Below are 12,714 nucleotides of genomic sequence, written 5' to 3' on the forward strand. Positions count from 1 at the left end.
TTTTATGTATAAATTAAAAACTAAATCTGGAGCAAAAAAACGGTTTAAATTGATAGGAAATGGAAAAATTAAAAGGAAAAAATCATTTAAAAATCATCTTTTAACTAAAAAAAATAAAAAAAGGAAACGTAGATTATCCTACTATTCTATAGTACACAAATCAGATATAAAAAATATAAAAAAACAATTATTATTAATTTAATATGCCTTATGCCTAGATCAGTAAATGCAGTAGCATCAAAAAAACATAAAAAAAAAATTTTAAATTATGCTAAAGGATTTTATGGAGCAAGAAGTAAATTATATACAGTAGCTAAAAATGCTGTTGAAAAATCATTTCAATATTCTTTTATTGGACGTAAAAATAATAAAAGAAATTTTAGAAAATTATGGATTCAACGTATTAATGCAGCAGCTAGAGAAAATGGAATATCATATTCAAATTTAATGTTTTTATTAAATAAAAATAATATTAAATTAAATCGTAAATGTTTAGCAGATTTAGCTATGAATAATAATTATTTATTTAAAAAAATAATAAAAGAAATTAATTAAAATTTTTTTTTTTTTAAATTAAACATTATTTTTAATTTATTTTTAATTAAAAATTTTTTAAGATCATTCATATGATCTATGAATAATTTACCATCAATATGATCATATTCATGTTGAATTATTATTGATAATAACCCGTTAAAATGTTGTCTATATTTTTTCCAATTTTCATCATAATATTCTATTATTAGATTATTTTTTCTTTTAATATTTTCTATTATCTTAGGAAGACTTAAACAACCTTCTTTAGAAATTAAATCATAACCATAATTTTTTATAATTTTTGGATTAATAAAAACTTTTTTAAATTTTTTTTTATAAAAATTATTATATTCAATAATAAATAAACGAATAGATAAACCTATTTGGGGGGCAGATAATCCAATTCCTTTAGCCTTATACATTGTATCATACATATTTTTAATTAATAAATTAATATTTTGATATGATTTATCAATATCAATACATTTTTTTCTTAAAATAGGATTTCCATAAATTAATATTGGTAATATCATAAATTTTCAATTTTTATATAATCTTGTAATAAAAGAGTTGCACTTATTTTATCTAATAAAGATTTATTTTTTCTTTTTTTTTTTTTAAATACACTATTTAATAAATAATAATTAGCAATTTTAGATGTAAATCTTTCATCTAGACGTTTTATTATTAAATTTGGATATTTATATTTTATAATTTTTATAAATTTTTTAATTTTTTTTTCTATAGGGAATATAGAATTATAATATTTTATAGGTAATCCTATAACAATAGTATCTATATCTTCATATTTTATATACATTTCTAATGTAGAAATTAGATCATTTTGATTTACTGTATTTAGACCAAATGCTATTGATCTAATAGAATTTGTAATTGATAAACCTATTCTTTTTTTCCCATAATCAATACATAATATTTTTGACATGATTATATTTAATTAATTTTAATAAATTAATTATAAATATAATATAAAACTTTACATGAAAAAAATTATAGATAATTTTAAAAAAACTATAGAATCATATTGGAATATGAATTCAAATTTAAATCATTGTGATTTAAAATTTAATGTAAAAAAAATTATTTATTATTTAGATAAAGGAAAAATAAGAGTAATTTTTTTTTCAAAAAAAATTATTGTAAATGAATGGATAAAAAAAGCCATATTAATTTATTTTAAAATAAAAAAAATGAAATTCATAGAATTTGGATCATTTAAATTTTATGATAAAATTCCTTTAAAAAAAAATTATAATAAAATTAATGTTCGTGTAGTCCCTACTGCTATAGCTAGATATGGATCATATATTTCAAAAAATGTAATTTTAATGCCATCCTATGTAAATATAGGAGCTTTTATAGGAAAAGAATCTATGATAGATACTTGGGCTACTATAGGAAGCTGCGCTCAAATTGGGGATAGAGTTCATATAAGTGGAGGAGTAGGAATAGGAGGAGTCTTAGAACCTTTACAATCTTATCCTGTTATTATAGGTAATAATGCTTTTATAGGATCAAGATGTATTATAGTTGAAGGAGTAATTGTGGAAGATGAAGCAGTATTAGGAGCTAATGTAGTATTAACCTCTTCTACAAAAATAATAGATGTTACAAATGATAAACCTTTAATATCTAAAGGCTTAATTCCTAAAAGATCAGTAGTAATTCCTGGATCATATTCTAAAAAATTTAAATCAGGAACATATTACGTTCCTTGTGCATTAATTATAGGGAAAAGAAAAAAAAGTACTGATAAAAAAACATCTTTAAATAATGTTTTAAGAAAATATAATATTTCAGCATAAAACTTATTTTAATAAAATTAATTATCTAGTATATTTATTATTAATGTAGCTTAATTTTAAGTCAATATGATAATTGAAAATATTTACCATTCCCGTATAGATAAAATTGATTTTAATGATATTACTTTTGGTAATCATTATTCAGATCATATGTTTTATTGTAAATTTGAAAATGGTAAATGGAAAAATCCTATTATAAAACCATTTGGAGATATTACTGTATCTCCTATATCATTAGTATTTCATTATGGTCAAGCAATATTTGAAGGAATGAAAGCTTATAAAGATAAGTATGGAAATGTCTTTTTATTTAGACCTTTTGAAAATTTTAATCGTCTGAATTCTTCAGCTAAACGTTTAGAAATGCCATTAATATCTAAATCTATTTTTATAGATGGATTAAAAAAATTATTATCTATAGATAAAAAATGGATTCCAAATAATTATGGTCAATCTCTTTATATTCGTCCTTTTATGATAGCTTCAGATGGAAAATTATCTGCAAATCCATCTAAAAAATATATTTTTATGATTATATGTACTCCTGCAAGTAATTATTATTTAACACCATTAAAAGTTAAGATAGAACAAAAATATAGTAGATCAGCTGATGGAGGTATAGGCTTCACAAAAGCTGCTGGTAATTATGCATCTTCTTTTTATCCTACTCGGATAGCTCAAGAAGAAGGATATGATCAAATATTATGGACTGATTCATCAACTCATTCTTTTATTGAAGAATCAGGAACAATGAATGTTTTTTTTTATATTAAAAATCATTTAATTACAGCTCCAGCTAATAAAAAAATTTTAAATGGAATTACTAGAAAAAGTATTATAACTATAGCAAAAAAAGAAGGTATAAAAGTAAAAGAATGTAATTTTTCTGTTTCAGAACTTATATATAATTTACGTAAAAATTTAGTAAAAGAAATATTTGGATGTGGTACAGCAGTTGTTGTAAATCATTTTAAAAAAATAGGATATAAATTTAAAAATTATTATTTACCAAATATTGACAATAAAAAAAGAATATCTTTTTTTTTAAAAAAAAATCTTTTAGATATACAACATAATGTAATTAATGATCCATTTGGATGGAGGTTTAAAGTTTAATTTATATTAAACAAATATTTTTACCTGTTTCTATAATAAATAAATTAGCTTTTTCAAAGTTATTTTGTATAATACCTTTAATAATTGCATTTTTTAATTTTTTTTTTAAAATTCCTATTTCTTTACAAGAATTTATGCCAAAAATATTCATGATATGATATCCTGATATAGGATAAATCCAATTTCTTATTTTATCTTTTTTTTTTATTTTTTTTATTTTTTTTTTTAAAAAAAATAAATTTTTCTTATATTGTTTTTTTTTTATAAAATTTTTAGTTGTTATATCCGATTTACACAGTAAGATTAAATCTTCTATATCATCCCCTATATCAAATAATAATCTTCTAATTGAAGAATCAGTAGCTGTATAACTTATCAAAGTTAGAGGTCTTGAACTATATTTAATTATATTTTTAACATATTTAATGTTTTTTTTTTTAGGTAATTTGAGTCTTTCAAAAATTGAAGTAATCATTTTTGATCCTATTAATTCATGTGAATAAAAAGTCCATCCAAAATTTTTTTTATATTTTTTAGTTATATATTTTCCTATATCATGTAATAATGCAGCCCATTTTAACCAAATATTATTAGTATATATACTAATATTATCTACAACTTCTAATGTATGAAAAAAATTATCTTTATGTTTAAAATTATTTTTAATTTCAATTCCTTTAATATTTATTAATTCTGGTAATATTATTGATAATAATCCAATTTTATATAAATAAAAAATTCCTATAGAAGGTTTCTTATATAATAAAATTTTATGAAATTCATATATAATTCTTTTTTTATAAAAAATTTTAATAATTTTTTTATTATTATAAATTTTAAAATTCAATTTAATATAAAAACGAATAGCTCTTATTATTCTAATAATATCAGTTATCTCTCTATCTAAAGTAGATCTTATTTTTTTTTTATTTATATCAAATAATCCTCCAAAAGGATCTATTAATTTTCCATAATCTAAATTATTTAAACTAATAGCTAAAGTATTAATAGTAAAATTACTTTTTTTTTGAACAAATTTTAATTTGTTTACACAAACAAATTCTATATTTAAATTTGTATTTTTATACATAGCAATTCCCAAATTTTTAAATATATATATATTATATTTGGGATATAATTTTTTACATACTTTTTTAGCCAGTTTTATACAATTTACTACAGTAATAATATTAATTTTTTTTATTTTTTTTTTTTTTTTAAAAAAATCTCTAACATATCCTCCTATTACATAAGATTTTTTATTTATCTTATTTACATAAGTTCTAATTATATAAAATATATTTTTATCAATAGCTTTAATACAATTCATATAAATTTATTTATTCTATTAATCCAGAACCTATAATTTCATTATTTATATACCAAACTATAAATTGACCTGCATTAACTGCTAATTGTGGAATTTCAAATTCTACATATAAATAATTTTTTTTTATAAATAAAGTCGCTTTTTGAAAATTTTGTCTATATCTAATTCTACATTCTACTTCTATTTTTTTTTTAATAAAATTTTCATTCATCCAATGAATATTTTTTTTTTTAATACAAATTACTTTTGTATATAATCCTGGATGATTTTTTCCCATTCCTACATATAAAATATTATTTATAATATCTTTTTCTATTATAAATAGTGGATATTTATATCCACCAATTTTTAATCCTTTCCTTTGACCTTTTGTAAAATAATGAACACCTATATGTTTACCTATAATTTTACCATATTCTTTTTTATATTTTATTTTTTTTGATAAAAAAAATAATAATTCTTTTTTAGAAGAAAATTTATATTTATCATATTTATATATATGATTATTTTTATTTATTTCTATAATATCTCCTTTTTTTTCTACTAATTTTTTTTTTAAAAAATTTAAAAATTTTATTTTTCCAATAAAACATATACCTTGAGAGTCTTTTTTTTTAGCATTAATTAAATTATACTTATTAGCTATTTCTCTCACTTTTTTTTTATTTAAATTTCCCAATGGAAAAATTGAATTTTTAATTTGATCTTGATTAAGATTACATAAAAAATATGATTGATCTTTATTATCATCAATACCAGATATTATTTTATAATAAATTTTTCCATTTTTTTTTATTTTTTCCTTTCTAACATAATGACCTGTTGCTATCAAATCCGATTTGAAAAATATTGATTTTTCTAAAAAAATTTTAAATTTAATTTTACTATTACAAAGTATATCAGGATTAGGGGTCAAACCTTTTTTATATTCTTTATAAATATAATTTATAATTAATTTTTTATAATTTTTAGTAATATCAATTATATAAAATGGAATTTTTAAACTTTGTGATACTAACATTGCATCTATACTATCTTCTCTCCAAGGACATTTATTATTTATATTATAATATTTAAGATATATTCCAATAACATCATAACCTTTTTGTTTTAGTAACAAAGCTGCTACACTAGAATCTACACCGCCAGACATTCCTACAATTACCCGTTTCATAAAAAGTTTTTATTATGAAAACATTTCTTTGACTTTTTCAAAAAAAGATTTTTCAAATTTATTAGGACAAGGAATAAAATTTTTATCATATTTATTTTTTTTAAAAAAAATCTTTTGTTCTTCATTTAATTTTTTAGGAGTCCATACATTGATATGTATCAGTAAATCTCCTTTTTCAAAACCTTCAAGAGAAGGTAATCCTTTACCTTTTAATCTAAAAGTTTTTCCTGATTGGGTTCCTGCATTTATTTTAATACGGGCTTTGACTTTTCCATCTCCAGTAGGTACTTCTTCAGAAGAACCTAATACAGCATCTGTAAATGATATATATAAATCGTAATGTAAATTTTTACCTTCACGTTTTAATTTTTCATGAGGAATTTCTTCAATAACAACTATAATATCACCAGGAATTCCATTTCCAAATGGAGCATCATTTCCTTTACCTGATATTTTTAATTGTATACCTTCAGTTACCCCAGGAGGAATAGTAATACTTACTAATTCTTCTTCTTTTATTAAACCTTTATTATTTACTCCTTTAGGGATGTTTTCACCTTTTTTTCCTAAACCACTACATATATTACATGTAGTAGTAGTATTCATTCTCCCTAAAATTGTATTTGTTACACGTGTTATTTGTCCTGTTCCATTACAATTTTTACAATATATTAATTCAACACCTTTAGCCATTTTAAAACGTTGAACTTTAATTTTTTTTTTTATTCCTTTTATAATTTCATTAATGTCTAATTTTACTCTTATTCTTAGATTACTTCCTTTAAGGATTTTTTTTTTATTATAATGACTAAATCCAAATTCGGAAAAATTGCCACTAAAAGAATCTCCAAAGAGATCTCCAAAATTTGTAAAAATCTCTTCCATATTCATTCCTTCATAACCATTATTAGAATATCCTTGAAAACCAGAATGACCAAATTTATCATAACGTTGTTTTTTTTCAGTATTACTTAAAATATGATAAGCTTCAGCTGCTTCTTTAAATTTTTCTTCCGCTTCCTTTTTATTTTCTTTATTTTTATCTGGATGATATTTTAAAGCTAATCTTCTATAAGCTTTTTTAATTTCATCAGGAGATGAATCTCTAGATATACCTAATATTTCGTAATAATCTTTCTTTATCATGATTATTTTCCAACAATAACTTTAGAATATCTAATAACTTTTTTATTTAAAAAATATCCTTCCTCTATTACAGAGAGTACTTTTCCTTTTAGTTCATCCAATGTTGCTTTAACTTGAGTTATTGCTTCATGCAGATCTGTATTAAATTTATCACCTTTTTTTGTTTTAATTTTTTTTAGTCCTTTATTTTTTAATATTTCATAAAATTTTTTTTTTATAAAAAAAATTCCTTGAATTAAAGGTTTATTATTATTATAATATTTTTTAATTTCTTTTAAACTTCTATCAAAATCATCTAAAACAGATAATAAATCAAATAAAAGAGTTTCATTAGCATTTTTTATAATTTCTAATTTTTCTTTTTTTATACGTTTTTTAAAATTTTTAAAATCTCCAAATATACGTATATATTTTATATTCTCTTCATTTAATTTATCATTTAATTTTTTTATTTCAATATTATCTAATTTTTCATCAATTGTTTCATACATAATAAAAAATTATAAAAAAATTATAAAAAAATTATTAAAAAATTATAAAAAAATTATTAAATAAAAATTTCTTTGAAAGAAAGATTAACCAAATCTATTAAAAATAAATTAATAACTTTATATAAAAGTTTTTTTTTATTTTAAAAATAATTAAATTTAAAATTTATAATTTATCTCTTAAAAAGATTGATAAATTATCAATTAAAGAAATCCGTTTTTATTTATTAAATTTTTTTAAAAAAGAAGAACAAATAATATTAAAATTAAATTTTAATAAAATTAAAAATATTAAAAATAAAAACAATCATTTTTTAGCAAAAAAAATAATGATTGAATCAATTCAAAGATTAGCAACATCTATTACTATAGAAAATTCTATTTCTATTTTGAATATAGATTCATTAGAAATGAAAAAAAAAATTATAGGAAAAAATGGCATAAATATTAGAGCTTTAGAAACCTTAACTGGTGTAGAAATTATAATAGATGATAATCCTGATTATATTTTAATCTCTAGTTTTAATCCAATAAGAAGAGAAATAGCTAGATTATCTATTTCTAAATTGATTTTAGATTGCATAATCTATCCATCACGAATAGAAGAAATTGTTTTTATTTCTGAAAAAGAAATTTTAAAAGAAATCTTTTATATTGGAAAAAAAACTATAATTGATATGGGGATAAGAATTATTCATCCTGAACTAATTAAAATTGTAGGTAAAATGAAATATCGTTCTTCTTATGGCCAAAATCTTTTACAACATTCTTGTGAAGTAGCTAATTTATCTTCAATATTGTCATCAGAAATTGGTTTAAATATAAAATTTGCTAAACGTGCAGGATTATTACATGATATTGGAAAAGTTTCTGACTTTGAATCTGAATTTTCTCATGCAGTTTTGGGAATGAATTGGGCGAAAAAATATGGAGAACATCCTTATATTTGTAATTCTATTGGATCTCATCATGATGAGATTGAAATGAAATCCTTATTATCTCCTATAATACAAATTTCAGATACTATCAGTAGTTCAAGACCTGGTGTTAGAAGAAATCATTATGATTCATACTTAAAAAGGTTGAATGACCTTGAAATACTAGCATTGAATTGTAATGGAGTAAAAAAAGCTTTTGCTCTCCAATCAGGAAAAGAATTACGTGTTATTGTTGAAAGTGAAACAATAGATGAAAAAAAAATATATAAATTATCTCGTGATTTAATTATTAAAATTAAAAATAAAGTAAATTTTCCAGGTGAAATAAAGATAACCGTAATTAGAGAAATTAAATCTCTAGAGTTTTAATTTTTAAAAACAAATAATTATATTAAAAATAAAAAATAAAATTAATATGAATTATTATGATGTTGTTATAATAGGATCTGGTCCTGGTGGATATATTTCTGCAATACGTTGTTCACAACTAGGATTTAAGACAGCTATTATAGAAAAATATCCCAATTTTGGGGGAACTTGTCTTAATGTAGGATGTATTCCATCAAAAACACTTTTATATTATGCGGAAAATTATCATAAAGCTAAAAATAGTTTTTATAAACATGGAATAAAATTTGATAATATCTTATTAGATTTTAAAAAAATGATGAATAGTAAAAATAATATTGTTAATAAAATTTGTGAGGGTATAAAATATTTAATTTCTAAAAATAGAATAAAAAGTTATTTAGGAACAGCTATTTTTAAAAATAAAAATACTATTTACATTTTAAATAAAAAATCTATAATAGAAAAAATAAATTTTACTTATGCTATAATAGCTACTGGCTCTAAACCAATGGAATTACCCTTTGCCAAAATAGATGGAAATAAAATTATATCATCTACAGAGATTTTATCACTTAATTATATTCCCAAAAAATTATCAATAATAGGAGGTGGTGTTATAGGAATTGAATTAGGATCATTATATAATAAAATAGGGTCAGATGTAACAATAATTGAATATGAAAAAAATATAATTAGTAAAATGGATTTAGATTTAAGTAAAGAATTAGAAAAAATTTTAAAAAAAGATGGAATTAAATTTTTTTTTTCTACAAAAGTAGAAAGCATAGAGATTATTAAATCTAAGGTTAAAATTAATGCAAAAATTAATAAAAATAACAATATAAATATTATATCTAATTGTTGTTTATTATCAATAGGAAGAATTCCATATACCGATAATTTAGGATTAGAAAATATTGGAATAAAAAAAAATAATAAAGGTTTTATTATAGTAAATAATAATTTACAAACAAATATAGAAAATATATATGCTATAGGTGATGTTATTGGAGGATTAATGTTAGCACATAAAGCTGAAAAAGAAGGAATATTTGTCTCAGATAATATTTATGGAAATAAAAATATTATTAATTATAATTTAATACCATCTGTAATTTATACAAATCCAGAAGTAGCTAGTGTAGGAAAAAGTGAAGAAGAATTAAAAAATATAAAATATAAAATAGGAAAATTTCCTATTAAAGCTTTAGGTAGGGCTATTTCTAGTGGAGATATTAATGGATTTGTAAAAATATTATCTGATGAATTAACAGATGAAATTTTAGGAATTCATATGATAGGTCCTAGAGTATCAGATATAATAATTGAAGCCGTTTTAGCTATGGAGTTTAGAGCTTCATCTGAAGATTTATCATTAATATCATATGCTCATCCTACTTTTACTGAAGCTGTTAAAGAAGCAGCCTTAATTGCTACAGGGAATAAACCTATACATATTTAATTAATAATTATAAAATGGTCAAATCACCCCCTCAAGCTATAGATTTAGAAGAAGCTGTTTTAGGTGCATTGATGATTGATAAAAAAGTATTTTCTAGTATTATAGATATAATAACTCCAGAAATTTTTTATAAAAATGAAAATCGTGAGATATTCAAAGTAATACAAAAATTATTTAATTATTCTAAACCTATAGATTTATATACTGTATCAAATCAATTAAAAAAAGAAGGAAAAATTAATTTTATAGGAGGAGATTATTATTTAATAAAACTTACTCAAAAAGTAATTTCTTCAGCTCATATAAAATATCATGCAAATATAATTAGACAAAAATTTATATTAAGACGGTTAATTGAAATTTCTTATTTTATAATAAAAAATTCCTATAAAGAAACTACTGATGTATTTGATATTTTAAATTATGCAGAATCACAATTATTTAATATAAGTAATAATAACTTTAAAAGAAATTATGAAAATGCTAAAGATTTAATTGATAGAGCTATATCAAATATAAAAAAATTACAACTTAATAATGGCTTAAGTGGAATTCCTTCAGGATTTAAAACTATTGATAATATTACTGGTGGTTGGCAAAAATCTGATTTAATAATTATTGCTGCTAGACCTGGAATGGGCAAAACATCTTTTGCTCTTTCTATGACTAGAAATATTGTTATTAAATATAATATACCTACAATGATATTTTCTTTAGAAATGTCTTCAATACAATTAATAACAAGATTAATTTATTCTGAAACAGAAATTTCTTCTGAAAAATTTAGAAAATCAATTTTATCTGATTTTGAATGGAATAAGATTTTTATTAAAATAAAAAAATTAAAAAATTCACCTTTATTTATTGATGATACACCATCTTTATCTGTTTTTGATTTAAGAGCTAAATGTAGACGTATGGTCTCACAACATAAAATAGGTATAATAATAATAGATTATTTACAATTAATGACAGTAAGTAATAAGCCTATAAATAGGGAACAAGAAATATCTCTTATATCAAGAAATTTAAAATCTATAGCAAAAGAATTAAATATACCTATAATTGCTATTTCACAATTATCACGTGCTGTAGAAATAAGAGGTGGGTATAAAAGACCTTTATTATCAGATTTAAGAGAATCTGGAGCTATAGAACAAGATGCCGATATTGTTTCATTTATTTATCGTCCTGATTATTATGGTTTTCATTATTGGGATAATGATGAATCTACTCCTTGTAAGGGAGAAGCAGAATTTATAATAGCTAAAAATAGAAATGGTGGATTATATAATTTAAAACTTAATTTTATAAGTAATTCTGTTAAATTTACAGAGAAATTTTAATAAACATTAATAATGTATAAAATTAGTAAAAAATCAGAATATTTTTTATATAAATATTTAACAACTGGATCTGAAGTTGATGCTCAAAAAATATGGATGAAATATATAAAACAATATTCAGACTCTATTGAAATAGATAATTATGGAACAGTTGTAGGTATTATAAATAAAAAAAAAACTTTTAAAATTGTAATTGAAGCACATATAGATGAAATTTACTGGTATGTTAATTATATTACAGATGATGGATTTATATATGTAGCTGGTGGGAGTGAGAATAAGATAGCAACGTCAAAACGTGTTAATATTCATACTAAAAATTGTATTATTGATGGATTATTTGTATGGCCCGCTATTAAATCACCAAATATAAAAAAAATTTTTATAGATATAGGTGCTTCTAATAAAAAAGAAGTAGAAGATTTGGGAATTAATGTAGGTTGTATGGTAACTTATACAGATAATTTTTTTATTATGAATAATAACTATTTTGTAGGGAGTGCGTTAAATAATAAAATAGGTGGATTTATTATAGCTGAAGTTATGAGGTTAATAAAAGAAAATAATTTTGTATTCCCTTATGGGTTGTATGTTATAAATTATGTTAAAAACACTAAAATAATTAGTATTAAACCTAATATAGCTATTATAACTGATGTATGTAATGATACTACTATGATTGATAAAAAAATCAATGGAGATGTAAAATGCGGATTGGGACCAGTTATAAGTTATTCTACATCAATCAACAATAATTTACGTGAAAAAATTATATATATTGCTAATAAAAATAATTTAGACTTTCAAAGACTTGTATCACCTATATGTACAGGTACATACAATGGTGTTATTTATGCTTTAATATCTATTCCTATACGTTATATGCATACAACAGTAGAAATGGCTAACAAAAAAGATATAGAAAATTGTATACATCTAATGTTTGAAACATTAAAAAGTATATATAGTAACAAAAATTTTAAATATTTGTAAATTATAA

14 protein-coding genes are annotated in these 12,714 nt (G+C 20.8%); 8 read left to right on the forward strand and 6 right to left on the reverse strand.

Annotated elements, in window-relative coordinates; genetic code table 11:
- Nucleotides 1-4: 4 nt before the first annotated feature.
- Together rpmI and rplT are read left to right on the forward strand one after the other, a co-directional pair.
- Nucleotides 5-202, forward strand: a complete 198-nt coding sequence (rpmI, locus tag SMPSPU_RS00550; RefSeq protein WP_041093819.1) for a 50S ribosomal protein L35 — start codon at nt 5-7, stop codon at nt 200-202.
- An 8-nt stretch (nt 203-210) separates the two neighbouring features.
- Nucleotides 211-555, forward strand: coding sequence for a 50S ribosomal protein L20 (rplT, locus tag SMPSPU_RS00555; protein ID WP_041093821.1), 345 nt, complete (start codon nt 211-213; stop codon nt 553-555).
- Here rplT and def read toward each other — a convergent pair.
- Nucleotides 552-1,070 carry a peptide deformylase gene (gene def, locus SMPSPU_RS00560; RefSeq protein ID WP_041093823.1) on the reverse strand — a complete coding sequence of 173 codons (519 nt, stop codon included), beginning with the start codon at nt 1,068-1,070 and terminating at the stop codon, nt 552-554. The two genes, rplT and def, sit on opposite strands and share 4 nt — an antisense overlap.
- Complete coding sequence (gene ruvX, locus SMPSPU_RS00565) at nt 1,067-1,483, reverse strand: Holliday junction resolvase RuvX (protein WP_041093825.1); 417 nt, start codon at nt 1,481-1,483, stop codon at nt 1,067-1,069. Before ruvX ends, def begins: the two co-directional genes overlap by 4 nt.
- A gap of 55 nt (nt 1,484-1,538) precedes the next feature.
- Here ruvX and SMPSPU_RS00570 point away from each other — a divergent pair, with 55 nt between their 5' ends.
- Together SMPSPU_RS00570 and SMPSPU_RS00575 are read left to right on the forward strand one after the other, a co-directional pair.
- Nucleotides 1,539-2,363: a 2,3,4,5-tetrahydropyridine-2,6-dicarboxylate N-succinyltransferase gene (locus SMPSPU_RS00570; protein WP_101731452.1), complete on the forward strand. Its 825-nt coding sequence runs from the start codon at nt 1,539-1,541 to the stop codon at nt 2,361-2,363.
- Nucleotides 2,364-2,429: 66 nt separating this feature from the next.
- Nucleotides 2,430-3,479, forward strand: coding sequence for a branched-chain amino acid aminotransferase (locus SMPSPU_RS00575; protein ID WP_041093828.1), 1,050 nt, complete (start codon nt 2,430-2,432; stop codon nt 3,477-3,479).
- Nucleotide 3,480: 1 nt separating this feature from the next.
- On the opposite strand, the gene SMPSPU_RS00580 is transcribed toward SMPSPU_RS00575, so the two are convergent.
- From SMPSPU_RS00580 to SMPSPU_RS00595, 4 genes are read right to left on the reverse strand one after another with little or no spacing between them, the layout of a single operon-like run.
- Nucleotides 3,481-4,809 (reverse strand): HD domain-containing protein, encoded by a 1,329-nt coding sequence (locus SMPSPU_RS00580; protein ID WP_041093830.1) that lies wholly within the window; start codon nt 4,807-4,809, stop codon nt 3,481-3,483.
- Between the two features lie 10 nt (nt 4,810-4,819).
- The gene (gene mnmA, locus SMPSPU_RS00585; protein ID WP_041093832.1) at nt 4,820-5,983 is read right to left on the reverse strand and encodes a tRNA 2-thiouridine(34) synthase MnmA; all 1,164 of its coding nucleotides are present in this window, start codon (nt 5,981-5,983) and stop codon (nt 4,820-4,822) included.
- Nucleotides 5,984-5,995: 12 nt separating this feature from the next.
- Nucleotides 5,996-7,129, reverse strand: coding sequence for a DnaJ C-terminal domain-containing protein (locus tag SMPSPU_RS00590; protein ID WP_041093834.1), 1,134 nt, complete (start codon nt 7,127-7,129; stop codon nt 5,996-5,998).
- 2 nt (nt 7,130-7,131) lie between these two features.
- Complete coding sequence (locus tag SMPSPU_RS00595; protein ID WP_041093837.1) at nt 7,132-7,620, reverse strand: nucleotide exchange factor GrpE; 489 nt, start codon at nt 7,618-7,620, stop codon at nt 7,132-7,134.
- 326 nt (nt 7,621-7,946) lie between these two features.
- Here SMPSPU_RS00595 and SMPSPU_RS00600 point away from each other — a divergent pair, with 326 nt between their 5' ends.
- From SMPSPU_RS00600 to SMPSPU_RS00615, 4 genes are read left to right on the forward strand one after another with little or no spacing between them, the layout of a single operon-like run.
- On the forward strand, nt 7,947-8,924 hold the full coding sequence (locus SMPSPU_RS00600) for an HDIG domain-containing metalloprotein (protein ID WP_075050669.1): 978 nt from the start codon (nt 7,947-7,949) through the stop codon (nt 8,922-8,924).
- 46 nt (nt 8,925-8,970) lie between these two features.
- Nucleotides 8,971-10,368, forward strand: coding sequence for a dihydrolipoyl dehydrogenase (gene lpdA / locus SMPSPU_RS00605; RefSeq protein ID WP_041093840.1), 1,398 nt, complete (start codon nt 8,971-8,973; stop codon nt 10,366-10,368).
- Nucleotides 10,369-10,382: 14 nt separating this feature from the next.
- Nucleotides 10,383-11,714, forward strand: coding sequence for a replicative DNA helicase (dnaB, locus tag SMPSPU_RS00610; protein WP_041093841.1), 1,332 nt, complete (start codon nt 10,383-10,385; stop codon nt 11,712-11,714).
- 12 nt (nt 11,715-11,726) lie between these two features.
- The gene (locus SMPSPU_RS00615) at nt 11,727-12,707 is read left to right on the forward strand and encodes a zinc-binding metallopeptidase family protein (RefSeq protein WP_041093843.1); all 981 of its coding nucleotides are present in this window, start codon (nt 11,727-11,729) and stop codon (nt 12,705-12,707) included.
- Nucleotides 12,708-12,714: the final 7 nt, after the last annotated feature.

This window comes from Candidatus Karelsulcia muelleri PSPU, from assembly GCF_000829155.1.
Taxonomy (GTDB): Bacteria; Bacteroidota; Bacteroidia; order Flavobacteriales; family Blattabacteriaceae; genus Karelsulcia; species Karelsulcia muelleri_A.